29 protein-coding genes and 2 riboswitches are annotated in these 24,627 nt (G+C 32.1%); of the genes, 27 read left to right on the top strand and 2 right to left on the bottom strand.

The window, feature by feature from the left end; genetic code table 11:
• Positions 1–10: 10 nt before the first annotated feature.
• The 23 genes from E0E45_RS12375 to E0E45_RS12270 all read left to right on the top strand — a co-directional run bounded on the left by E0E45_RS12375 (position 11) and on the right by E0E45_RS12270 (position 18,026).
• Complete coding sequence (locus E0E45_RS12375) at positions 11–820, top strand: TlyA family RNA methyltransferase (RefSeq protein WP_130891460.1); 810 nt, start codon at positions 11–13, stop codon at positions 818–820.
• Entirely contained in the window at positions 817–2,103 is a 1,287-nt protein-coding gene (locus E0E45_RS12370) for a S41 family peptidase (protein WP_130891459.1), read from the top strand. The genes E0E45_RS12375 and E0E45_RS12370 overlap by 4 nt, the downstream gene beginning before the upstream one ends.
• Positions 2,104–2,117: 14 nt before the next feature.
• Entirely contained in the window at positions 2,118–2,783 is a 666-nt protein-coding gene (gene rsmI / locus E0E45_RS12365) for a 16S rRNA (cytidine(1402)-2'-O)-methyltransferase (RefSeq protein ID WP_130891458.1), read from the top strand.
• Positions 2,784–2,804: 21 nt separating this feature from the next.
• Positions 2,805–3,668 (top strand): ribosome biogenesis GTPase YlqF, encoded by an 864-nt coding sequence (ylqF, locus tag E0E45_RS12360; protein ID WP_130891457.1) that lies wholly within the window; start codon positions 2,805–2,807, stop codon positions 3,666–3,668.
• A gap of 10 nt (positions 3,669–3,678) precedes the next feature.
• The gene (locus E0E45_RS12355) at positions 3,679–4,500 is read left to right on the top strand and encodes an NAD+ synthase (RefSeq protein WP_130891456.1); all 822 of its coding nucleotides are present in this window, start codon (positions 3,679–3,681) and stop codon (positions 4,498–4,500) included.
• Between the two features lie 33 nt (positions 4,501–4,533).
• Positions 4,534–4,965 carry a hypothetical protein gene (locus E0E45_RS12350; protein ID WP_130891455.1) on the top strand — a complete coding sequence of 144 codons (432 nt, stop codon included), beginning with the start codon at positions 4,534–4,536 and terminating at the stop codon, positions 4,963–4,965.
• A gap of 11 nt (positions 4,966–4,976) precedes the next feature.
• On the top strand, positions 4,977–5,402 hold the full coding sequence (locus tag E0E45_RS12345) for an NfeD family protein (protein WP_130891454.1): 426 nt from the start codon (positions 4,977–4,979) through the stop codon (positions 5,400–5,402).
• A 289-nt stretch (positions 5,403–5,691) separates the two neighbouring features.
• Positions 5,692–6,366: an aspartate/glutamate racemase family protein gene (locus E0E45_RS12340; protein WP_130891453.1), complete on the top strand. Its 675-nt coding sequence runs from the start codon at positions 5,692–5,694 to the stop codon at positions 6,364–6,366.
• Between the two features lie 29 nt (positions 6,367–6,395).
• A complete protein-coding gene (locus E0E45_RS12335; protein WP_130891452.1) occupies positions 6,396–7,409 on the top strand; it encodes a DctP family TRAP transporter solute-binding subunit in 1,014 nt (337 codons plus the stop codon).
• An 18-nt stretch (positions 7,410–7,427) separates the two neighbouring features.
• Complete coding sequence (locus E0E45_RS12330; protein WP_130891451.1) at positions 7,428–7,937, top strand: TRAP transporter small permease; 510 nt, start codon at positions 7,428–7,430, stop codon at positions 7,935–7,937.
• A gap of 4 nt (positions 7,938–7,941) precedes the next feature.
• Positions 7,942–9,207, top strand: a complete 1,266-nt coding sequence (locus tag E0E45_RS12325; protein WP_005980550.1) for a TRAP transporter large permease — start codon at positions 7,942–7,944, stop codon at positions 9,205–9,207.
• Between the two features lie 71 nt (positions 9,208–9,278).
• The gene (locus E0E45_RS12320) at positions 9,279–9,989 is read left to right on the top strand and encodes a FadR/GntR family transcriptional regulator (protein WP_172604190.1); all 711 of its coding nucleotides are present in this window, start codon (positions 9,279–9,281) and stop codon (positions 9,987–9,989) included.
• Between the two features lie 83 nt (positions 9,990–10,072).
• Positions 10,073–10,426, top strand: coding sequence for a cupin domain-containing protein (locus E0E45_RS12315; RefSeq protein ID WP_130891450.1), 354 nt, complete (start codon positions 10,073–10,075; stop codon positions 10,424–10,426).
• A 20-nt stretch (positions 10,427–10,446) separates the two neighbouring features.
• Positions 10,447–11,244: a 3-keto-5-aminohexanoate cleavage protein gene (locus tag E0E45_RS12310; RefSeq protein WP_130891449.1), complete on the top strand. Its 798-nt coding sequence runs from the start codon at positions 10,447–10,449 to the stop codon at positions 11,242–11,244.
• A 9-nt stretch (positions 11,245–11,253) separates the two neighbouring features.
• Positions 11,254–12,690, top strand: a complete 1,437-nt coding sequence (locus E0E45_RS12305) for a four-carbon acid sugar kinase family protein (protein WP_130891448.1) — start codon at positions 11,254–11,256, stop codon at positions 12,688–12,690.
• Positions 12,691–12,723: 33 nt separating this feature from the next.
• On the top strand, positions 12,724–13,707 hold the full coding sequence (locus E0E45_RS12300; RefSeq protein ID WP_130891447.1) for a ketose-bisphosphate aldolase: 984 nt from the start codon (positions 12,724–12,726) through the stop codon (positions 13,705–13,707).
• A 327-nt stretch (positions 13,708–14,034) separates the two neighbouring features.
• Positions 14,035–14,433 (top strand): cation:dicarboxylate symporter family transporter, encoded by a 399-nt coding sequence (locus E0E45_RS17925; protein ID WP_232044118.1) that lies wholly within the window; start codon positions 14,035–14,037, stop codon positions 14,431–14,433.
• A gap of 2 nt (positions 14,434–14,435) precedes the next feature.
• The gene (locus E0E45_RS17920; protein ID WP_232044117.1) at positions 14,436–14,789 is read left to right on the top strand and encodes a dicarboxylate/amino acid:cation symporter; all 354 of its coding nucleotides are present in this window, start codon (positions 14,436–14,438) and stop codon (positions 14,787–14,789) included.
• 270 nt (positions 14,790–15,059) lie between these two features.
• A complete protein-coding gene (locus E0E45_RS12290) occupies positions 15,060–15,911 on the top strand; it encodes a MurR/RpiR family transcriptional regulator (RefSeq protein WP_130891446.1) in 852 nt (283 codons plus the stop codon).
• Positions 15,912–15,932: 21 nt separating this feature from the next.
• Positions 15,933–16,268 carry a tRNA-binding protein gene (locus tag E0E45_RS12285; RefSeq protein WP_130891445.1) on the top strand — a complete coding sequence of 112 codons (336 nt, stop codon included), beginning with the start codon at positions 15,933–15,935 and terminating at the stop codon, positions 16,266–16,268.
• 28 nt (positions 16,269–16,296) lie between these two features.
• Positions 16,297–17,106 (top strand): pyrroline-5-carboxylate reductase, encoded by an 810-nt coding sequence (gene proC, locus E0E45_RS12280; protein ID WP_130891444.1) that lies wholly within the window; start codon positions 16,297–16,299, stop codon positions 17,104–17,106.
• A gap of 219 nt (positions 17,107–17,325) precedes the next feature.
• Positions 17,326–17,658 carry a DUF4234 domain-containing protein gene (locus tag E0E45_RS12275; protein WP_130891443.1) on the top strand — a complete coding sequence of 111 codons (333 nt, stop codon included), beginning with the start codon at positions 17,326–17,328 and terminating at the stop codon, positions 17,656–17,658.
• Positions 17,634–18,026, top strand: coding sequence for a DUF2752 domain-containing protein (locus tag E0E45_RS12270; RefSeq protein WP_130891442.1), 393 nt, complete (start codon positions 17,634–17,636; stop codon positions 18,024–18,026). The genes E0E45_RS12275 and E0E45_RS12270 overlap by 25 nt, the downstream gene beginning before the upstream one ends.
• 112 nt (positions 18,027–18,138) lie before the next feature.
• Here E0E45_RS12270 and E0E45_RS12265 read toward each other — a convergent pair whose 3' ends face one another.
• Together E0E45_RS12265 and E0E45_RS12260 are read right to left on the bottom strand one after the other, a co-directional pair.
• Complete coding sequence (locus E0E45_RS12265) at positions 18,139–18,699, bottom strand: 3'-5' exonuclease (RefSeq protein WP_130891441.1); 561 nt, start codon at positions 18,697–18,699, stop codon at positions 18,139–18,141.
• Positions 18,700–18,834: 135 nt separating this feature from the next.
• Positions 18,835–20,025 (bottom strand): M20 metallopeptidase family protein, encoded by a 1,191-nt coding sequence (locus E0E45_RS12260; protein ID WP_130891440.1) that lies wholly within the window; start codon positions 20,023–20,025, stop codon positions 18,835–18,837.
• A gap of 91 nt (positions 20,026–20,116) precedes the next feature.
• A riboswitch (Lysine riboswitch) is annotated at positions 20,117–20,292 on the bottom strand.
• 128 nt (positions 20,293–20,420) lie between these two features.
• A riboswitch (Lysine riboswitch) is annotated at positions 20,421–20,597 on the top strand.
• A 124-nt stretch (positions 20,598–20,721) separates the two neighbouring features.
• Between E0E45_RS12260 and E0E45_RS12255 the strand changes: the two genes are divergently transcribed.
• The 4 genes from E0E45_RS12255 to dapB all read left to right on the top strand — a co-directional run bounded on the left by E0E45_RS12255 (position 20,722) and on the right by dapB (position 24,626).
• Positions 20,722–21,927 (top strand): aspartate kinase, encoded by a 1,206-nt coding sequence (locus E0E45_RS12255; RefSeq protein ID WP_130891439.1) that lies wholly within the window; start codon positions 20,722–20,724, stop codon positions 21,925–21,927.
• Positions 21,928–21,936: 9 nt separating this feature from the next.
• The gene (locus E0E45_RS12250; protein WP_130891438.1) at positions 21,937–22,917 is read left to right on the top strand and encodes an aspartate-semialdehyde dehydrogenase; all 981 of its coding nucleotides are present in this window, start codon (positions 21,937–21,939) and stop codon (positions 22,915–22,917) included.
• A 129-nt stretch (positions 22,918–23,046) separates the two neighbouring features.
• Positions 23,047–23,934, top strand: coding sequence for a 4-hydroxy-tetrahydrodipicolinate synthase (gene dapA / locus E0E45_RS12245; protein ID WP_130891437.1), 888 nt, complete (start codon positions 23,047–23,049; stop codon positions 23,932–23,934).
• A complete protein-coding gene (dapB, locus tag E0E45_RS12240; RefSeq protein ID WP_130891436.1) occupies positions 23,925–24,626 on the top strand; it encodes a 4-hydroxy-tetrahydrodipicolinate reductase in 702 nt (233 codons plus the stop codon). Before dapA ends, dapB begins: the two co-directional genes overlap by 10 nt.
• Position 24,627 lies beyond the last annotated feature (1 nt).

Genomic DNA, 24,627 nt, shown 5'->3' with positions numbered 1-24,627 from the left:
GAGGTGGAAAATGAAAGAGAGATTAGACATTCTCTTAGTAAAAAATGGTTTTTTTGAAAGCAAAGAAAAAGCTCAAAGGGCCATAATGGCTGGGCTAGTGATAGTAGATGATAAAAAAATAGACAAGAGCGGAACTCTCATAAAGCTGGATAAAGATCCTATTATAAGAATAAAAGGAGAAATGTCTAAGTATGTGAGCAGAGGTGGACTGAAACTTGAAAAAGCTTTACAGGTATTTGGAATGAATTTTACTGGTAAAACAATTTTGGATGTAGGAGCTTCAACAGGAGGATTCACAGATTGTTCACTTCAACATGGAGCTGAGTTTGTATATGCAATGGATGTTGGAACTAATCAGCTTGACTGGAAACTCAGAAATGATAAAAGGGTAAAGTCAATAGAGAATACTCATATAAAAGATTTAACAGAAAAGGATTTAGATAATAAGAGAGTAGATTATATAGTAATGGATGTTTCATTTATATCTATAACAAAGGTATTGGAGCATTTGATAAAATTCTGTCAGCCTGAGACTAAACTCATGGCTTTAATCAAGCCTCAATTTGAGACAGACAGAGAATATATAGAAAAAGGTGGAATTGTAAAAGATATCACACAGCATGTAGAGGCTGTAAAAAGAGTTATTGAAGAGGGAGAGAGAAATGGATTGTATATTGAAGGGTTAGACTTTTCTCCAATAACAGGAACAAAAGGGAATGTAGAGTATATATCAATATTTGGACTTAACGTTGAAAACAAAAAAAATATAGATATAGATAGAACCGTAGAAAATGGTAGGAATTTAGGAGGAGCTGTATGAAAAAATTGTTTAAGAACAAAGTAATAGTGCTGTTATTTTCAATGATTATTTTTTCTAATTGTTTTTCAGCAAATGAAGATAAGAGTGGATTTCTTTCAAATATAAGAGAGTTAAAAGAACTTTCTGATATTATGGATATACTTAATGAAAATTATGTAGGAGAAAAGAAGATAGATAAAAAAATCCTCCTTCAAGGTGCAGTAAAAGGAATGCTGGAATCTTTAGATGATCCTCATTCAAATTATTTTACTAAAGCTGAATTAGAAAGTTTTAAAGAAGATTTGAAAGGAACTTATGTAGGTGTTGGAATGGTAGTGCAAAAAAGAGTCAATGAACCTCTTACAGTAGTATCTCCTATAGAAGATGGGCCAGCTTTTAAAGTGGGAGTAAAACCTAAAGATAAGATAGTAGCTATTGATGGAGAAGCTACATATAAACTTACAAGTGAAGAAAGTGTAAAAAAACTTAAAGGTGAACCTAATACTAAAGTAAAAGTGACAGTGTATAGAGAATCTACAAAAGAAACTAAAGATATAGAAATAGAAAGAGCTGTTGTTGAGCTTAAATATGTAAAACATAGAATGCTTGATGATAAAATTGGATATTTAAGACTTACTCAATTTGGAGAAAATGTATATCCAGATGTGAAAAAAGCTATGGAAGATTTACAAAAGAATAATATGAAAGCTCTTGTGTTTGACTTAAGAAGTAATCCTGGAGGAGCATTGGATCAAGCTATAAAAATATCTTCTATGTTCTTAAAAGAAGGAAGAGTAGTAAGTGTAAAATCTAAAGAGGGAGCAGAGCAAATATCTAACAGAGAGGGAAAATATTATGGAGATTTTCCATTGGTTATCCTTATCAATGGAGGAAGTGCTTCTGCATCTGAAATTGTATCTGGAGCAATAAAAGATAATAAAAGAGGTATCCTTGTAGGAGAAAAATCTTTTGGAAAGGGAAGCGTTCAAACTCTTATTCCATTACCAGATGGAGATGGAATGAAACTTACTATTGCTAAATATTATACTCCAAGTGGAATATCTATTCATGGAAAAGGAATAGAGCCAGATGTGGTAGTAGAAGAAAAAGAGGGTTATATGCTTTTTGATAGTATGGTAACTAATATAGACGAAACTGAAACAAAAGAAAATAAAAAAGAAATAATAAAAGAAATTAAAGGTGAAGAAGCAGCAGAAAAATATGCTCAACATAAAGATGTGCAATTGGATACAGCTGTAGGAATACTTAAAGGACTTCTTCTAAATAAAGAAAACAGTAAGTAGAAAGGTGAAAAAATATGCTTTATATAGTAGCAACTCCAATAGGCAATCTTGAGGATATGACTTTCAGGGCAATTCGTACTTTAAAAGAGGTAAATTATATCTTTGCTGAAGACACAAGAGTTACAAGAAAGCTTTTAAATCATTATGAAATAGAAAATACAGTATATAGATATGATGAACATACAAAGATGCATCAAATTGCAAATATAATAAATCTTTTAAAAGAGGGAAAAGAGATTGCATTGGTAACAGATGCAGGGACACCATGTATATCAGATCCTGGATATGAGCTGGTAGATGCAGTTCACAATGAAGGAATAAGAGTAGTACCTATCCCAGGAGCAAGTGCTTTAACAGCAGCAGCTTCAGTAGCAGGAATAACTATGAGAAGATTCTGTTTTGAAGGTTTTCTTCCAAAGAAAAAGGGAAGACAAACACTTTTAAAAGCTCTGGCAGAGGAAGAAAGAACAATAATGATATATGAGTCTCCTTTTAGAATAGAAAAAACTTTAAGAGATATAGAACAGTTTATGGGAGTAAAAGAAGTAGTAATTATAAGAGAGATTACAAAAATTTATGAAGAAATATTGAGAGGGACAACTACAGAGCTTATAGAAAGACTTGCCAAAAATCCAATAAAAGGTGAGATAGTTCTTCTTATCAAGGGGCAAGAGGATTAATTTAAGGGAGTAGTGTAAATCATGTCAATGACGAAAATAAACTGGTATCCAGGTCATATGAAAAAAACAAAAGACCTGATAAAAGAAAATATGCAGCTGATAGATATTGTTTTGGAAGTGGTAGATGCAAGAATACCTCTATCTAGTAAAAATCCAGATATCTCAGTTTTTGCTAAGAATAAAAAAAGAGTTATAGTATTAAATAAATCTGATCTTGTAGAAAAATCAGAGATATTATATTGGAAAAAATATTTTAAAGAGAATAATCTAGCTGATGAAGTCCTTGAAATAAGTGCTGAAACTGGTTTTAACATAAAAGCGCTTTATTCTATCATAGATAAAGTATCAGCTGAAAAAAAAGAGAAAATGAAAGCTAAAGGTTTGAGAAAAGTAAATACAAGATTAATGGTAGTAGGTATACCAAATGTTGGAAAATCTAGGCTTATTAATAGAATTGTAGGAAAAAGCAGTGCTGGAGTTGGTAATAAACCAGGATTCACAAGAGGAAAACAATGGGTAAGAATAAAAGAGGGATTGGAGCTGTTAGACACTCCAGGAATTTTATGGCCTAAATTTGAAAGTGATGAAGTTGGTCAAAATCTGGCAATAACTGGTGCAATTAAAGATGAAATACTTCCAATAGAGGATATTTCTTGTATTTTGATTTCAAAAATGATTAAATATGGATTATGGGATATTCTTAAAGAAAGATATAAACTTTTAGATGAGGACAAAAGTGAAATCATAGGAGAAATTCTTGAAAAGATAGCACTTAGAAATAAAATGTTCAATAAAGGGGAAAGTCTTAATATACAACAGGCAGCATATACAGTTCTTAGAGACTATAGAAACTGCAGATTGAGCAAATTTGGTTTGGACAAGTAATGGAGGAATAATGGAAAAACTAAATATAGATTTGAATGTTTTAGAGGAAACACTAGTCAATTTTTTAAAAGAAGAGGTAGGAAAAGTAGGATTTAATAAAGTAGTGTTAGGATTGTCTGGAGGAATAGACTCAGCTCTTGTAGCATTTCTTGCAGCAAAAGCACTTGGGGCTGAAAATGTTTTGGGAATAATGATGCCATATAAAACTTCAAGTAAAGAAAGTGTAGAACATGCTGAACTTGTAATAAAAGCTTCTGGAATAAGAAGCAAAAAAATAGAGATAACTCCTATGGTAGATGCTTATTTTGCTTTAGATCCAGATATGAATAGCCTTAGAAAAGGAAATAAAATGGCAAGGGAAAGAATGTCTATACTTTTTGATCATTCAGCTAAAGAAAGAGCTTTAGTACTGGGAACATCAAATAAGACAGAAATAATGCTAGGATACAGTACACAGTTTGGAGATTCAGCTTCAGCAGTGAATCCTATTGGAGATCTATATAAAACTCATGTATGGAACTTATCAAAACATATGGGAGTACCTAGAGAACTTATTGAGAAAAAACCAAGTGCTGATCTTTGGGAAGGACAAACTGATGAGCAGGAGCTTGGATTTTCATACAAGATGGCAGATGAAATATTGTACAGACTTATAGATGAAAGAATGACTTCTGAAGAGATAATTCAAGAGGGATTTCTAAAAGATACTGTAGAAAAAATAACTAAAAAAATAAAACTTTCACAATATAAAAGAAAACTACCAACAATAGCTAAGATATCAAAAAGAACTATGGGAATGGAATTTAGATATCCTAGAGATTGGGGAGTATAGCAAATTATCTTATATACAGAGGGAGTGATTTTATTGCCAAGAAAAGAAGCACAATTTAGAGAAGAATTAGATGAATTTCAGAAGGAAAAAGAAAGAATCAGAAGTATCGTTGGGCAGATTGGAGGAGCAAATAATTCACAGCATAAGTTAATAAACCTTTTGTTTGTTGTATTGATAATAGCTCTTCTTATTTTAGGAGTAGTTCTTCAAAAAATAACATTATTTTTAACTTTAGAGGTAGCTGTACTTCTTGGAATATTCAAACTTATATGGATGTTTTATGAAGCACAGAGAGCAAGTCATTTTCAATTTTGGATATTAAATTCATTGGAATATAGAATCAATGAAGTAGATAGAAGAGTAAAGAAAATAGAAAAACTTTTAACTAAAGATAAAGATGGTAAAAAAGTTGTAGAGGAAAAAGATACTGAAAGCGTAAGTGTAGAACAACAAAAAGCTGAATAGGGGGGATACATATGGCAGTATACTGGCTAGCAGGAGCAGTATTTTTCGCAGTGGTGGAACTTATAGTTCCTGGACTTATTTCTATTTGGTTTGCTTTAGCAGCAGCTATTACCATATTCTTTTCTATGGCAGTGGACAGTGGATTGTATCAAGGATATTTCTTTGTGGTACTTTCAGCTGTACTTCTTGCATCAACTAGAAAATTTTCTAAAAAGATGCTTGAAAAAAAAGATGGCAGTGTAGACCGTATAATTGGAAGTATTGTTGAAGTAAAAGGAATAGCTCCAAATGGAAACTATGAAATCTATTTTGATGGAAAACATTGGGTTGGGAAATCTGAAGAAGAATTAGAAATTGGAGATAAGGTAAAAATATTGAGGATAGAGGGAATAAAACTTGTCCTTGAAAAAGTTAAATACAAAAGTAATATTGAATAAGTAATGAATGAGAGATGAAATAATAGGAATTTATCCTAATATAGCACTCTCATTTTTTATATAATTAAATCAAATAAATATTCTAATTTGAATTGTATTCTAAAAATAGCCTGGGGATAAGGTTTGATAATTTTAAAATTTTAATGCTAAAAAAGTTTTATATGAATTTAAATAGTACAAATATATTTTTTAAAAAACACTATTTACAAAAAAATAAAAAGGGAGTATAATACGATTATCAATATTAAACATCCTACGTTATACGAAGGATGGAAAACAGGGGGTTTATATGAAAGTAGCTTTAGTTTATACAAGTACTACACCAGAATTAATAGAATTAGTAGAGAAAGAAGTAGGAAAAGTACTTCCAGGGGGCACAGAAATTTTATCATATCAGGATCCCAGTATATTGGCAGACGTAAGAGCAGCAGGATATGTAACTCCAGCTCCAGCAGCTCGTTTGATAGGAATGTATATGGAAGCAATAAGTGCAGGAGCAGATGCAGTTTTAAATATTTGCTCTTCAGTAGGAGAAGTAGCTGATTCAGTACAGGATGTTGCTAAGTATACAGGAATTCCAATTGTAAGAATAGATGAAGAAATGTGCAGAGATGCAGTTAGAAATGGAAATAAGATTGTGGTTATGGCAACACTTCCTACAACACTTGAACCAACAAAAAATACTATAAAACGTGTAGCAAGAGAAATGAATAAACATGTTGAATTAATAGATTGCCTTGTAGATGGAGCATTTGGATTAGACCAAGAACAATTTAAGACATTAATGACAGAATATGCAGGAAAAGTAGCTGATAAAGCAGATGTTATACTGTTTGCTCAAGGATCTATGGCATATTGTGAAGATATAATCAGGGAGAAATATGGTAAAATGGTTGCATCAAGTCCTAGATATGGAGCACCAGCTTTAAGAGATGCATTAATAGCAAAAGGAATGATAAAATAAGGAATAAATAAAACTAGGAGGAAATAGAAATGTTTAAAGAAAAATTAACAAAGATTTTCTCAATAGCAGCAGCAGGAATAATGCTTTTTTCCTTAATGGGATGTGGGGACAGTTCTCAGGATGGGAAAATAATCATTCGTATGACTCATACACAACAGCCAGAATCTATTAGTGATTTAACAGCCAAAGAGTTCCAAAAATATGTAGATGAAAAATCAGATGGAAGGATTCGTATTGAAATTTATCAAAACTGCGGACTTTCTGGGGGAGATTTAACAAAAGCCATTGAATTAGTGCAGGCAGGGAATATAGATATTCATGCATGTGCTCCAGCAAATATTGCAAACTATAATCCAAAATTTTATGCTTTCTGGCTTCCATTTCTATTTGATTCAACAGAAGATCTGGTTAGATTTGTAAACAGTGAAAGAGCTAAAAATGAAATAAATAAATGGTGCAATGATTTGGAAATGACAATGCTAGGAATAAATAATGCAGGTTCTAGACAGATTTCAAGTAATAAAGAGATACATTCACCTAAAGATTTAAAAGGAATGAATATTCGTGTACCAGGGGCAAATGTATTTATAGACTTGTACAGAGATTACTTTAAAGCAAATCCAACAGCTATGGACTTCTCAGAAGTATATACTTCTCTTCAGCAAAAAACTATTGATGGACAGGAAAACCCAATTGCAGTTTTCAATTCATCAAAATTTGCTGAGGTTCAGTCAAATGTATTGCTGTGGGATGGAGTTCGTGACACAAATATTTGGGTAATAAGCAATAAGACATTGGAAAAATTATCACCTGAAGATGCACAAATTATTCAAGAAAGTGCAGCAGAAGCTCTTCAATGGGGAAATGATTATCTTGCAGCAAACGAATCTTCAATCATAGAAAATCTGGAAAAGAATGGTACAAAATTTGCAAGATTGACTGATGAAGAAAGACAGGAATTTAAAGATGCTTGTGCAGGAATTTTTGTTAAGTATGTAGATGTAGTAGGACCAGATGTTATTAATCTGTTTCAGGGCAAATAACAAGAGGAGGATATTGTTATGAGTAAATCACAAGGTTTCTTAAAAGAATTTTGGGATAATTTCGAAGAATATTTATGTTCCATAGCCCTGGTAGTAATGGCAGTGGTAACATTTATGAATGTATTTTCACGTAAAATTACTTGGTTCAATATGTCGTTCAGCCAAGAGCTAGTAACAACAATGTTTGTATGGGTATGTTGTCTGGCAGCAGCAAGTGCCTTTAAGACAGACTCTCATATGGGATTTGCCTATATAACAGATAAATTCAGAGGAAATACAAGAGTAGTCCATGCCTGGTTTCGTTTGATTATCTGCTGTGCAAACTATGGAATCTGGGTTATCTGGGGAACAGTTATGGTGTATAGACAATATAAATATGGATTGCTTACAGGAGTTTTAGAAATGCCAAGCTGGCTGATAGGACTGGCAATTCCATTATCAGCAGTATTTTCTATCATCAGAATGATTCAGTATGAGGCAGCTATAAGTAAAGATCCTGAAGAACAGGCTAAGAGAAAGGGGGAATAAATAGATGGCAGCAGCAATATTATTTATATCATTAGCGGTTTTTATATTTTTAAATATTCCTATCTCTATCTCTTTGGGGCTATCAAGTGCTTTGACTTTGATGGCTACAGGATCGCCATTAGGAGTAATTCCTTCAATGATGCAGGCAACTGTACAGAAATTCTCACTGCTTACAATTCCACTGTTTGTACTGGCAGGAGTATTGATGGACAAAGGAGGAATTTCAAAAAGGCTTATTAATCTTGCAGATAGTATGATGGGTCCTATTCATGGAGGTCTTGGGTATGTAGCAGTTATAAGTGCTTTGTTCTTTGCTGCAATATCAGGATCAGGAACAGCTACAGTAGCTGCAATGGGATCAATCTTAATACCAGCAATGGTAAAGCAGGGATATGACAAAGGATTTTCAAGTGCATTATCAGCAATATCGGGGTCATTGGGAACTGTAATTCCACCAAGTATTACATTTATAATCTATGGAATGATTACAGGGGAATCTATAAGTGATCTGTTTCTTTCAGGAATAGTTCCAGGAATAATATTTGCAGCGATGCTTTGTCTGACTGTGTTTATTTATTCTAAAAAGAATGGCTGGAAAGGGGATAAGCCAAAAGCAACTAGACAGGAAATTATGAAGATTTTCTGGGGAACACTGCCAGGATTTTTAAGTCCAGTTATTGTGCTAGGTGGTATCTACTCAGGTTTCTTTACACCAACAGAAGCAGCAGCAGTAGCTGTAATATATAGTTTTATTGTAGGAAAATTCGTATATAAAGAACTAACTTTTGGAGCTTTAAGAGAAACATTATTCAGTACAGCAAAAACTACTGGAATTATTCTGTTGATTATAATGAATGCAGGAATTTTCTCTTGGATATTGACACAACAGGGAATTGCAACTCAATTAACAGAATTGGCAATAGGATTTACAACAAATAAATATGTAATGCTTCTAATAATAAACGTTGTATTCTTAATGGCAGGATGTGTTATGGATAACACAAGTGCACTTTACATAATTGTACCAATAATTCTTCCAATAGCAAGAGCATTAGATATTAATCTAGTTCATTTAGGAGTAATTTTAGTATTGAACTTATCAATTGGACAGGTTACACCTCCAGTAGGACCAAATCTTTATGTCGCGGCTGATATAGGTAAGGTCAAATTTGAAGTAATTTGTCGTAAGATGGTTCCATTGTTAATAATGTCTTTAGTAGCACTTTTAATTATTACATTTGTTCCTTGGCTGACAACATGTTTAATATAATAATTGCACAAAAATTAAGTTTGTTATATACTTAACTATAGGCATGTTATATAGAAGGGGTAGTAATAATAATGAAAGAGAATAAATTTATGTCAGTTTCATTAGCTAATAAGTCAGTGGTGGAACGGATAACTGATCAAATTACAAATGCAATTATTAATGGAGAATTGAAACCTGGAGATAAAATCCCTACTGAAGTGGAGCTGTGTGAATCATTTGGTGTAGGAAGAAATTCTGTACGTGAAGCAATAAAAGTTTTAGAAGCTTATGGAGTTTTGGAAATAAGACGTGCAGATGGAACATATATACGTCAAGGTTATGATGATAAGATGCTGTATCCAATCTTGTATGGAATTATTTTACAAAAAGATTCTAAAGAACAGATAGTAGAATTGCGAAAAGTAATTGATGTGGGAATTTTTCAGGAAGCTATGAAAAGAATGACTAAAGAAGATTTCAAACAGCTGGAAGATGAACTGGCAAAGATGGAGGAAAAAATTAATAAAGAAATTCCATCATCACAGGAAATGTTTGAAGCTGATGTAAAATTTCATGCTATTATTGTAGGAATCTTAGATAATCGTCTTTTGGAAAGTATAGGATATTATGTAGATAAAATCACAAAATCCAGTCGTATAGTTGCAAATGAATATATTTTAGATCATGGGCATCAAGAAGATTTTATAGCACTTCATAGAGAAATAATTGAGATGTTCAGAGAAAAACAATCAGCAAAAATCCATGAAATAGTTGAAAAACACTATAAATATTGGGAAAAATAAAAAATAGCCGCGAAAATAATGCGGCCTGGAAAGCGGGCTTTAACTTGAAGTCCGCTTTTATTTTTGGGATAAAGGAGAATATTATGATTTATAGAAAAGCAAAAGAAATAAAACCTGTACCAATAGAACATTGTATGGGTGGAGAGGGAATTGTAATGATGGAGAAGCTTTTAAATGCTCCAGATGAAATGCTGGGAAAAGGAAGAGCATATGTACGTCATACACTTAATTCAGGGGTAAGTATAGGAATGCATACTCATGAAAAAGAAATGGAAACAATGGTGGTAGTATCAGGGAAAGCTACACATATCATCAATGGAGAAATACAGCATTTAGAAGCTGGAGATATTATTGGAGCAATGCCAGGAGATACTCACAGCATAGCCTGTGAAGGAGAAGAGCCATTAGTAGTAATAGCACAAGTACTATATGAATAAAATTGATTCAGGAGGAAAAAATGAAAGATAAAGTATTAATTTCTGTAGCACCAGTTTCTGCTGCAGATAAACATATAGATCCAAAAAAGATAGCAAAAGATGTAATTGAATGTGCAAAGGCTGGAGCAGCAATGGTTCACCTTCATGTACGTGAGAAAGATGGAAGTTTAACCCCTGATCTAACTGTATTGAAAGAGATAGTAGAATTAATAAGAGCTGAATCAGATATTATTATTCAAGCGTCAACAGGGGGAATATCTAGTCTGACTATTGAGGAACGTTGTGCACCTTTATACTATGATAAAGTTGAAGCTTGCTCTCTCAATGTAGGATCTACAAATCTTGGAAATGCAGTTTACTGCAACCCTATTCCAGAAGTTAAATACTGTATAGAAGAAATTATAAAAACGGGAAAAACACCAGAGATAGAAGTATTTGAAATAGGACATACACATCAAACAACAGAACTTTGCAAAGAATATAATATGAAGATGCCACTTTTATTCAGTGTTGTACTTGGTCATCCTGGAGAAGCTCCAGGAACACCAGAGGCTTTGATGGCAATGGTAAATTTTATTCCTAAAGATGCAATATGGGGAATTACACATGCTCATAGAAAAGATTTTGGAATTATAGCAGGGGCTCTTGGACTGGGAGCTAAGACAGTACGTATTGGTTTTGAAGACAGCGACTATTTAGATCCAGAAACTAGAGTAGATACTAATGTTCCATTGGTAGAAAAAGTAGTGAAACTTCTTTATGCAATGGACAAGGAAGCAATGACGCCAGATGAAGCAAGAAAAATGCTGAATATGTAGGGGGAAAAAATGAAAGAGATTACATTGGGGATTGAAATATTAGGCTCATACAAATCAATGAATGAAGAAGAACTAGATAAACAACTTTTAGAATGTGTAGAAAAAAATGAGAAAAAAATCATTGTTTTAGATGATGATCCTACTGGAGTACAAACAGTACATGATGTGTCTGTATATACAGACTGGTCAGAAGAGAGTATTCGTGAAGGCTTTAATGATGCTGGAAAGTTGTTCTATATATTAACTAATTCCAGAGGTTTTACTGTGGAACAAACTATAAAATGTCATACAGAGATAATTCAGAATGTAAATAAGATTTCTAAAGAAACTGGGAAAGAATATATGATTATAAGCAGAGGAGATTCCACTTTAAGAGGACATTATCCGTTAGAAACAGAACTGCTTTGTAAAGGGTTTGAAGCTGATAGGACAAGACATGTAGATGGTGAGATTATATGTCCATTTTTTAAAGAGGGGGGAAGATTTACCATAGGAAATATTCACTATGTTAAAAATGAAAATCTTCTTGTACCAGCAGGGCAGACTGAATTTGCTAAAGATAAAACATTTGGATATACATCTTCAAATTTATGTGAATACATTGAAGAAAAAACAGAAGGAAAGTATCTGGCTGATGAAGTAACTTGTATTTCTTTAGAAGAACTTCGTGAAGCTAAAATTGATGAAATAACAGAAAAACTGTTAAAAGTGGAAAAATTTGGAAAAGTGGTAGTCAATGCAGTGGATTACTGCGACTTAAAAGTTTTTGTAATAGCTTTGTATAAAGCAATGGAACAAGGGAAAAATTTTATGTTCCGTGTAGCAGCAGCAATTGTTAAAGTTATTGGTGGAATTTCTGATCAGCCTCTTCTTACAAGAAAAGATATGGTAGTTAAAGAAACAAAAAATGGTGGAATAATTGTAGTTGGTTCACATACTCAAAAAACAACAAGTCAGGTAGAGGAATTAAAAAAATTGAAGGATCTTGTTTTTATGGAATTTGATTCTGATCTGGTACTTGATGAAGCAGCTTTTCAAAAAGAGATAGAGAACACACTAAAAACTGAGGAAGAGTTGATATCTTCTGGAAAAACAGTTGTAGTATATACAAAAAGAAAATTGCTTGTTGTAGAAAATGACACTAAGGAAGATGCTCTTATACGTTCTGTAAAAATTTCTGATGCAGTACAGTCTTTAGTGGGTAAACTTAAAGTAACTCCGGCTTTTGTAATAGCAAAAGGGGGGATAACTTCCAGCGATGTGGGAACAAAGGCTCTTCAAGTAAGAAAAGCCAATGTACTGGGACAGATATGTCCAGGAATACCAGTTTGGCAGACAGGAGCAGAGAGCAAATTCCCAATGATACCATATATTATTTTTCCAGGAAATGTAGGAGAGGCAACAACATTAAAAGAAGCTGTAGAAATTTTATTGAACAAGAAATAAGAAAATTGTTAAATTATATGATCAGGAGGAAAAATGTCTTATAGCTATAAAGAATTAGGACTGGTAAACACTAAAGAGATGTTTAAGAAAGCTAATGAAAATGGATATGCAGTTCCAGCTTTCAATTTTAATAATTTAGAACAGGCTTTGGCAATAATAGAAGCTTGTGTAGAAACAGGGTCGCCAGTGATACTTCAATGTTCAAAAGAGGTTATAGAATATATAGGTGCAACAATGATACCTTTGATTGCAAAGGGAGCAGTGGACTATGTAAAAGCATCTGGGTCAGAGATTCCAGTAGCTTTACACTTAGATCATGGTTCAAATTTTGAAATGGCTAAAAAATGTATAGATATTGGTTTTTCATCTGTAATGTTTGATGGCTCTCATTATCCCTTTGATGAAAATATAGCTAAAACAAAGGAAATTGTAGAGTATGCTCATTTAAAAAATGTCACAGTAGAAGCTGAACTTGGGGTATTAGCAGGAGTAGAAGAGGGAAAGAAAGTAGAAAAACATGAATTTACAAGACCAGAGGAAGTAGAAAGCTTTGTTAATCAAACAGGAGTTGATTCTCTTGCAATTGCTATAGGAACTTCCCATGGAGCTCACAAATTTAAACCAGGAGATGATCCTAAATTAAAGTTAGAGGTATTGGCAGAAATTGAAAGAAAGATACCAATATTTCCAATAGTTCTTCATGGGTCTTCAGCAGTACCTAAACAGTATATTGAGATGATAAAACAATATGGCGGAATAATAAAAGATGCTATTGGAATACCAGATACAGAATTAAGAAAAGCTACAAGATCAGCTGTTGCTAAAATTAATGTCAGTACAGATGGCTCCCTAGCTTTTACAGGAGCATTGAGAAAAGCTTTAGCAGAAAAACCAGAAGAATTTGATTTGAAAAAATATTTAGGAGCAGCTAAAGAAGAAATGAAAGCCTATTACAAAACTAAAATTATCAATGTATTTGGCTCTGAAGGGGCATATAAGAAATCAACAATAGTATAAAAATTTTTCATATAAAAAAGAATAAAATTAAAAAATCCCCAATATGAAATTATTGGGGATTTTTGTATTTATAATAGGATAGTTTGAGCAAAAGTTTTGACAAAACCTATAAAAATAAAATAACTGAAATATATTACACCTAAAATTAAGGTGTATTTTTTTATTTTTAATGATAAAATAATTTTATTTTTATTATAAAAGAAAAAATATTTTTAAAAAATACATAAAAAAAAGAAAATATACAGTATAATTAAAATGTTTTTAAAATAAATTTTTCTAAAAAAATAAAAATAAAAAATAATTTCAAATATATCTGGAGGAAATTTTATGAAAAGTACAAAAACAATAAGTTTAACCAACAAAATCTTTAAAGCACTTCTGCTAGGAATAGCAACAGGATTGCTTCTTTATCCAATAAGAGAAAATCCTTTTGTTAAAACATATCTGATAGGATTTATATTTCACTTTTTAGGAAATGGATTTGTAAGAGCAATCAGAATGGTAGTAGTACCTTTGGTTCTTTGTTCTCTTGTAGTAGGAGCAGCAGGAATAGAAGATATAACTAAACTAGGAAGAGTAGGAATAAAAACTCTTGTTTTCTATCTTGGAACTACGGCAGCAGCAGTAACTCTGGCACTGATAGGAGGAAACATAATAAATCCTGGACTTGGAGTAAGAGTGTCAGATATAGCAGCAGGATCAGTATTCCTCTTGGAAATACAATAAATATGGATGGAACAGCAGTTATGCAGGGAGTAGCTACAATTTTTATTGCTCAGATATATGGAATTGATTTAACAATGGGAAATTATATAACTATAATACTGACAGCAACACTTGCTTCTATAGGAACAGCTGGAGTACCTGGAGTAGGGGTAATAATGCTGGGAATGGTTCTTGTACAGGTAGGACTTCCTTTAGAAGGAATTGGTCTTGTAATGGGAATAGATAGATTTGTGGATATGTTCAGAACTACTGTAAATGTTACTGGAGATGCTGTATGTACTTTAGTAATTGCCAAGAGTGAAGGAGAAGTTATTGAGGGAACAGAAGTTCAGAAATTTGAAAAAGTGAAGGCATAAATAATTATCTAAAACAGGTGACAGAAACTTAAATTTATATCTAAGAGGCACCTGTTTTTTATTTTAAAATTTTATTTAAAAAAAATTAATAAGAAATTATAAAAAGATTTTAGACTTCTTTTGATACTAGACTGATATGTTTAAAAAACTTAAGAAAAATGAAAGGTAAATTACCTAAATTTGTGAAAAAATTATAATATTTTACTTTGCTTTTATATAAATTATAGTTTATAATTAAAATAAAATCTTTTAAATAAGAGGGGAAAAACTATGAAGAAAAAAATACTAAATTATTTGGATGGAAATTATGAAAGCTTTAGTAAAAGTTTTAAGAAAATAGCTGATTATATCAAATATAATCAAAGTATAATATCTTTCATTTCAATAAACCAATTAGCAATAGAAACTGAAACAAGTCCAGCTACTATCACAAGATTTTCAAAAAATCTTGGTTTTAAAGGATATCCAGATTTTCAAAAAATATTCCAAAAAGAAGTAGAAAAAGAAACTTCATATATGAAGGGACTTAAGAATAGTATAGGAGAAGCAGCTACTGGCAGTAATGTAATCAAAGATATTATTGATACTAATATAGAGCTTCTTCAAGAAATGGATACAGTAGAGCTGGAAAAATCTTTGGATCAAGCTGTAGAATGGATAAAAAACAGCAGAAAATTATATGTATTAGGAGCTAGAGGATCATATGCTCTTGCATATTATCTTTATTTTATGCTGAAAGAATTTAGAGAGGGAGTAGAATTGATGATATCAGGTGCATCTGATTTTACTGATAAACTTCTTTATTCACAAAAGGAAGATTTATTATTTACAATATCTTTCCATCCTTATACAAATTTTACATGTCAGGTAACAGACTTCTTTAAGGAACACGGAAATAAAGTAATTACAGTAACAGATAAGAAAGATTCAACATTGGGAAATATATCTGATCTTGTATTAACTACTAAAAATGGTGAAAAAGCATATACTTTTGTTCCAGGAATAGTTTTAATTAATGCCCTTCTGGTAAAACTTGGAATGGAAGATAAAGAAAATGTTATGGATAGATTTGATAAGTTAAAGGAAATCACTGATAGATTTAATATATATATAGATAAATAGTATATTTGTGGGGGATGAGATATGGAAAAAATCAAATATTCAGATTTTGCCAAACTTGAAATGAGAGTTGGAAAAATAGTAAAGGTGGAAAAAGTACTTGCTGCAGATAAATTATATAAAGTGCAAATAGATATTGGTAGAGAGAATACTGTACAGACTGTTACAAGTCTTGTGGATTATTATACTCAGGAAGAACTTTTAGGAAAAATAGTTGTTGTTTTAGTAAATCTTGAACCTGCAAAAATGAGAGGAGAACTTTCTCAATGTATGCTGTTGTGTGCAGAAACAGAAGATGCATCAAAAAGTATCCTTTTGACACCAGAGAAGGAAATTGAACTTGGAACTAAAATAGTTTAATTTTATACATAAAATAGGAGAGATGAAAATGAAAAGAGTAGGATTTATCGGCTGTGGAAATATGGGAGAAGCTTTTCTGAAAGGAATAATCAATTCTCTTATGGTTGAAATAAGTGATATAAGTGTTTATGATTTAGCAAGAGGAAAAGAGATAGAAAGTAAATATGGAATTAAGGCTCTTGAAAGTGATCTTGATTTGATTCACAATAGTGATATAATTTTCCTTGCTGTTAAACCTAATATTTACTTTGATGTAATTGATAAAATCAAAGATAGTATCAATAGTAGCAAAATATTAGTAGCAATGGCACCAGGAATAACTATGGAAGATATTCTTGAAGAAACGGAAAATAGAAACAGTAAAATAGTAAGAACTATGCCTAATCTTCCATTGATGGTACAGGAAGGGTGTATAGCTTATTCATTCAATGAGAATCTTGAAGATGAGGAAAAAGTTTTCTTTAAAGAACTTTTTGAAAAAATTGGAATGGCAATAGAGATCAAAGAAGAGCTTTTTGATGCTGTAATAGGAGCATCAGGGTCATCACCAGCATTTATGTTTATGTTTATAGAAGCTCTTGCAGATGCAGTAGTATTAGAAGGACTTCCTAGAGCAGCAGCTTATAAACTTGTAGGACAGACTCTTATAGGATGTGGAAAACTTTTCCTTGAAAGTGGAAAACATCCAGGAGAATTGAAAGATAATGTATGTTCTCCAGGAGGAACCACTATAGTTGGAGTAAAATCTTTAGAAGAAAATGGTTTCAGAGGAGCTATAATCAAAGCAGTTATAGAAACTATAAATAAATCAAAAGAGATGAGCAAAAAAGATAAATAGTTTTAGATAAAAGGATGGATAAAAATGGTGGTAAATACTTCTTTTTCCCATCCTTTTATTTTGTTAAGGGAAAATATGCTGTAGTGCATAGGGGTCTTTATACTTATGATAGGAATAGTTATAGCTTTAAAAAGAAATAATTCTATCAAAGAATAATTTGACAAACTTTGAGAATACACGATATACTAGAATATAAAACTAGAAAAAGGAGAGAAAAAAGTGAAAAACAGAAACATAGCTTTGTGCATAATTTTAACATTAGTAACTTGCGGAATTTACAGCTTATTTTGGAATGTAAACTTGAATAACGATTTTGCTGAACATAATGGGAAAGAAAAAAATGGTTGGATGATGATATTTTTAAGCATAATTACATGTGGAATATATTATTTTGTATGGATATATAGAATGGGAGAAGAGATAGAAAAAGCTGGAGGAAAAAATGAAGGTATAGTTTATCTTCTTTTAAGCCTTTTTGGTTTTGGAATAATAGCAATGGCTCTTATCCAGCATCAGGAAAATGAATTATGTCCAAAAATAGAGAACTTATAGGAGTAATATTAATTGGAGGAGTTATAAGCTTTATAATTGTAGTTTTTTTCAATAAAAGTATATGTCTTTTTATCAACATATTTGGAATACCATGTCCAGCATGTGGGATGACAAGAGCCTATATGTCCCTTATTCATTTAGATATAAGAGGAGCATTTTATTATCATCCTCTTTTCTGGAGTGTGCCATTTATTTTACTTGGGTATAAGAATAAAAAGATTATATATATTCTTGGAATGATTTTTATAGGAGTATGGATAGTGAGAATGTATCTTTATTTTCCAGACATTGAGCCTATGAAATTTAATAATAGAGCTATATATGTGAGAGTATTTAATATAATAAAAAATATAAAAAAAACGGATTAGTATAAGCAGATATATAATTTTAGAATTTTTCCATTAGAAAAAGCTCACAGCTCTTTCTAATTTCCAAATTTCTAAAATTTAGTCTAGCTTTTTTATCATCCGTTTTTTATTTTTATCTCATTAGCAACATCATTTTTTTGGTAAGAGCTTTAGTCGCCTTGATATCTTCTAAAGAATCATGAGCCTTTAATTCTATTCCAAAATGATTGCACCAAGTTTCAAGTTTGTTATCTTTAAGAACAGGTATTTTTTTCAAAAGCTGTAATGCTGCAATCCATTGAAGAGGATCCAGTGTTGTTGCCTGAATATAGCTGAAAAGATATTTTTCTCCATTTCTTTTTAGAAATCTATTTATAACATCTATATCAAATCTGACATTATAGCCACCCACAAGAAACTTATCCTCTTTATTGTATTTATCAATATGTTTATTTAAAATTTTCATAAATTTTATAAAGACTTCTTCTTCAGAATCATATGTTTCAACTTCTTCTCTGGTTCTTCCTTGAATTCTTAAAGCTTCATCTGTGACTTCTGAACCTGGAAAAGGCTTTATATGGAAATTAAATTCCTCTGCAACTTCTTTTCCTATCTGTACTATTCCTGAGAGTTGAATAAGTGCTGATCTTTCAGTTACTCCTCCAGTTTCTGTATCTACAAAAAGTATCTTCATAAAAAATCTCCCTTAAAAATATTTATTTAATATCTTATCTTGTAATTATTATATCACAAATATTTCCTATAAAAAACTTATAATAAAGAGAGTGTTAAATAAAAAGAATATTGATTTCTAATAAAATTAATTTTTCTATTTATTTAATTTTTCATAAGCTGAAAGAATATTAGCTATCTGCATTTTTACTCCAATAATTAAAGCTGATTCATCAATATTGAATTTATCATTGTGGAGAGGAGCAGTGATTTTCTTCTCTCTGTTTCCAACACCTAAATTAAAAAAAGCACCAGGAATTTTTTCAAGGAAATATGCAAAGTCCTCAACTCCCATATCAGGAAGTTCTTTTACTCTTACTTTATCTACTCCAAGAATATTTTCCACATTAGATTTAACTATATCAACATACTCATTGTGGTTAATAAGAGCATTGTAACTGTCACGATAGAAAACCTCTCCTCTAGCTTCATAAGCAGCACTTACCATTTCAACTATGGTATTTACTCTTTTTTTAGCCTTATCTCTTACAGAATTTGAAAGACTTCTCATAGTACCACAGCAGAAGGCCTCCTGAGCCACAATATTTTCTTTTGTACCACTTTGCATAGTTCCAAAAGTCAGTACAAGAGAATCTCTTGAATCAATATTTCTGCTCACAATACTCTGTAGTGCTGTAATGACATAAGCAGCTGTAACTACTGCATCTACTCCCCCACTTGGGTATGCTCCATGACAGCTTTTTCCTGTAATTTTTATATTTACATCTGTAGCTGAAGCATTCATTGCTCTATATTTAACAGCTATTTTTCCTGATTCTGTAGAAGGATCTACATGGAGTCCAAATATACAATTTACACCTTCAAGGACACCATCTTCTATCATTGGGACAGCTCCTCCAGTAGTTTCTTCAGCAGGCTGGAATATAAATCTTACATTGCATGGAAGTTCTTCTTTTTTATCAGCTAAAATTTTGGCAGTACCTAAAAGAACAGAGGTATGAACATCATGGCCACATGCATGCATTTTTCCAGTATTTTTTGATGAATACTCACATCCTGTACTTTCAAGAATTGGGAGAGCATCAATATCAGCTCTCAATGCTATGGTAATATTACTGTTTTTCCCTGTAAGGTCAGCAACTATACCGCTTTTTCCGATACCTGTCTTGTATGGAATTCCAATTTCATCAAGATATCTGCATATTATACCAGTAGTTTCTGGCAGATCAAAGTCCAGTTCGGGGTGTTCATGAAGCTCTCTTCTCACATTTATGAGCCATTGTTCTGAGTCTTCTATACCATCAAAAAAAACATTTTGTAAATCCATTTTCTAACCTCCAAGTTATGTAATAAAAAAATCACAGCCATGAGAGCTGTGATAAAAATTTTTGACAACAAAAAACATCAAAAAAAATCTATTTCCAGACAGCACTCCATTGATAAAAATCAATGACAACAGTATAAATATTTTCCATACTGCCAACAGAAATATCAGGGCTAATATCTCTATTTCGGCAAAGTTCCCTTTCAAAATACCTCACAGTCTGCCAGACTAAATATCCTTACTAATGTTCTCTGCACCTCTATCAAATTATTTTAGTCATATTTAAAGAAGTATATAGCAATTTCAGAAAAAATAATAATATAATATATATATATTATAAATATATATTTTGAATTGTTAAATTATTAAATTGTATTGTAGAATTTCTCATAAATAAATAAACAGATTGAGGCGCAATTGACAAAAGTAATTATATGGAGCTAGCCAGCTATGAAGTATAGTAAAAGGGGAAATTGCCGAAATTTTGATCTTGTGAGGCGGACAAATCAATTTTGGGAATATAGATAATATCTATATAACTGTCATTGGGTATCCAATGGTGTGCTTTCTGTTGAGTCTTTTTTCTAATGGAAAATTTTAATAATTTTTTATTTTAATTTTTTTTTGATGAATACTGACCAGCGGATTGCAATCTGCTGGTTTTTTTATTACAAAATATTTTTTAAAGGAGATTTTTTTATGAGAGTAGTATTAAAGTATGGTGGTTCAAGTGTAGCAACAATAGAAAAAATAAAAGCGATTTCTGGATATATCAGTAAGCTGAAGAAGGAAAAATATGATGAAATCGTTGTTGTTGCTTCAGCAATGGGAAAGACAACAGATGCTTTAATAAAGATGGCTAATGAAATTTCTTCAAATCCTGATCAGAGAGAGCTTGATTCTCTCTTGTCAACTGGGGAACAACAAACAGTGACGCTTCTAGCTATAGCATTGAATGCTGAAGGAGAAAAGGCAGTATCACTTACAGGTTCTCAAGCAAATGTAAAAACTATGGGGATACATACAAAGAGTAAGATAAAAAGTATAGATGTAGAGAGAATAGAGAGTCACCTGAAAGATGGAAAAGTAGTCATAGTAACTGGATTTCAGGGAGTTAATGAAGATGGAGATATAACAACTCTGGGAAGAGGGGGATCAGACACAAGTGCAGTGGCTCTGGCAGCTGCTTTAGGATGTGAATGCAGAATATATACAGATGTGGAAGGGATATACAGTGTAGACCCTAGAAGATATAAAGATGCAAAATTACTGGATAAGATTTCATATGAGGAGATGATGGAGATGGCACACCTTGGTGCAGGAGTAATGGAAACAAGAGCAGTGGAATTAGGAAAAAAGTTTAATATACCAATTTTTGTGGGAAGAAGTTTAAGCGAAACAGGAGGAACATATATCATGGAAAAAGATAGTGCTTTAGAAGAAAAATTAGTAACTGGGCTTAGTATAGCAAATGAAATAATTGTAACAACAATCTCAAACATAGATTATTCAGCAGAGAAGATAGCAGAGATATTTTCAACAATAAATAATTGCGGACTGAATATAAATATGATTACTCAAAATATAAGCAGAAACAGAAAGGCAGATATATCATTCAGCTGTACTTTAGGAGAAAAATATCTGCTGGATCAGGTAGTGAAACAGATAAGAAGCAGATATCCAGAAATTGAGATAGAGTATCAGGATAATCTAGGAATGATATCAGTTGTGGGAATTGGAATGATAAATAATTCAGGAATAGCTGGAAGATTTTTCTCAGCATTAAGCAGTGCTGGAGTTGAATTCTATCAGGTGACTACTTCTGAAATAAGTATATCATGCAGTGTAGACAGAAATTTAATAAACAGAGCTGTAGAATCAGCTGCTGTAGAATTTGGACTTTAGGAGGAAATAATGAAAATAGCTATAGTGGGAGCTACTGGATTAGTAGGGAGAACATTTTTAAAAGTATTGGAAGAAAGAGAACTTGATATAACAGAACTTTATCTTTTTGCCTCAAAAAGAAGTGCAGGAAATAAAGTGATATTTAAAAATAAAGAATATATAGTGGAAGAACTTACAGAAAATAGTTTTGATAGGGATATAGACATAGCTCTATTTTCTGCTGGGGGAGATATAAGCAAGAAATTTGCTCCAATAGCAACAGAAAAAGGAGTGCTGGTTGTGGATAATTCATCTGCATGGAGAATGGAAAGTGGAGTTCCTTTGGTAGTACCAGAAGTAAATCCTGAGACAGCCTTTAAAAATAATGGAATAATAGCAAACCCTAATTGCTCAACTATCCAGTGCATGCTTCCTCTAAAAGTATTAGAAGAAAAATATGGTTTAAAAAGAGTCATTTATTGTACTTATCAAGCTGTATCAGGAAGTGGTCATAAAGGAGTAGAAGATTTAGAAAATGGACTTAGAGGAGAGGAACCAAAGACTTATCCTCATCCAATAGTTAATAACTGCCTTCCCCACATAGATAAATTTTTAGAGAATGGCTACACAAAAGAAGAAATAAAAATGATAGATGAAACAAGAAAGATATTGGGAATACCAGATCTTCCTGTAACAGCGACTTGTGTAAGAGTTCCAGTGATGAATTCACATTCTGTTTCTATTACAGCAGAATTGGAAAGAGATTTTGACCTTGAGGAAGTGAAGGAGGCTTTGGGAAATTTTGCTGGAATGGTGCTTGTAGATGATGTAAATTCAAATGAGTATCCATTGGCTTCTGATGCTACTGGACAGGACAAGGTGCTGGTAGGAAGAGTGAGAAAAGATTTCAGCACAGAAAAAGGGATAAATTTGTGGGTAGTTGCTGATAATATAAGAAAAGGGGCAGCTACAAATGCTGTTCAGATAGCAGAACTTTTCAGAGGAATATAATAGAGAAATTTAATGATGAATAAGAGAGAAAATATAATTAAGAAATTTTATTGATAAAGAAGAGGGAAAAATATGATTATTGAAGAAAATGGAGAAATATATAGAAGAATGTAACTTAGGAGGAAATAGATGGAATTATTCACAGGATCGGGAGTTGCCCTCATAACTCCCTTTGATGAAAATGGTGAGGTAAATTACTCAAGACTTAGAGAAATACTTGAATTTCATGTTATAAATCATACAGATGCAATAATAGTAACTGGGACTACTGGGGAAGGAAGTACTCTCAATGACGAAGAAAAAATTTCAGTAATAGAATTTACAGTCAATATAATAAATAATAGAATACCTGTAATAGCAGGAACAGGGTCAAATGATACCAGACATGCTGCAGAATTTAGCAAAAGAGTAGAAAGATTAGGAGTAGATGGACTTTTAGTAGTTACTCCTTACTATAACAAAGGAAATGAAAACGGAATATATGAACACTACAAAGCAATAGCAGAAGGAGTTAAAATTCCTATAATAATGTATAATGTTCCTTCAAGAACAGGGGTAAATTTATCTATACAGCTTTTGAAAAGACTGGCACAGATAGAAAATATTACAGCTCTGAAAGAAGCCAGTGGAAATATATCATATGTTGCAGAGGTAGCAAGAGAAGTTCCAGAGCTTGATATCTATTCTGGAAATGATGACATGGTAGTACCAGTTCTTTCCTTAGGAGGAAAGGGAGTCATTTCTGTATCAGCTAATATAATTCCTGATATAAGTCATGATATGACAGTTTCATTTCTAAAGGGAGATGTAAAAAAAGCTAGAGAATTACAACTGAAATATAATGATCTTGTAAATGCTCTCTTTCTTGAAACAAATCCAGCTCCAATAAAAGAAGCTATGAACTTTCTTGGATATGAAGTGGGGAACTGCAGACTTCCTCTAGGAGTAATGGAGGAGGCAAATAGAAGAAAACTTACAGATATTTTAATAGCTCATGAGGTGACAGGATGGAAATAATAATACATGGAACTGGAGCAATGGGAAGACTCCTTAAAGAAATAGCAGAAGGTTATGAAGATATAAAGATAACTGGTTTTGCAGATGAATTAACTGATGAAACAGGAGATATAATAATAGACTTTTCTCATTATTCAAGGTTGGATGCTCTTTTAGATTATTCAAAGAATAAAAGAATTCCTCTGATTGTAGCTACTACTGGATATTCAAATGAAACAATGAGGAAAATAGAAGAAACTGTAAAGGAAATACCTGTACTTCTATCTTCAAATATGTCTTTAGGAGTAAATCTTTTAAACGATATTCTTGAAAGAATAGTTCCAGTACTCTATGAAAATTATGATATAGAAGTAATAGAAAAACATCATAATAAAAAAGTAGATTCTCCAAGTGGCACAGCTAAAACTTTAGTTGAAACCATAGAAAGGAGCTGTACTGAAGAGATGAGAGAACAGTATGGTAGAGAAGGAAACAGTAAAAGAGAGAGAAATGAGATAGGAATTCATTCTTTGAGAGGGGGAACTATTGTTGGAGAACATTCAGTTCTTTTCTGTGGAGAAGATGAAATTATAGAGATAAAACATACAGCAATGTCTAAAAAGATATTTGCCATGGGAGCTTTAAAAGCAGCTAGGTTTCTTGTTGGAAAAGAAGCTGGACTATATACTATGAAAGATATTTTTAAAAATTAGG

The organism is Fusobacterium ulcerans ATCC 49185 (genome assembly GCF_900683735.1).
Classification (GTDB): domain Bacteria; phylum Fusobacteriota; class Fusobacteriia; order Fusobacteriales; family Fusobacteriaceae; genus Fusobacterium_A; species Fusobacterium_A ulcerans_A.
Note: the sequence above shows the minus strand (reverse complement) of the source record. Positions and strands in the feature narration are given on the sequence as shown.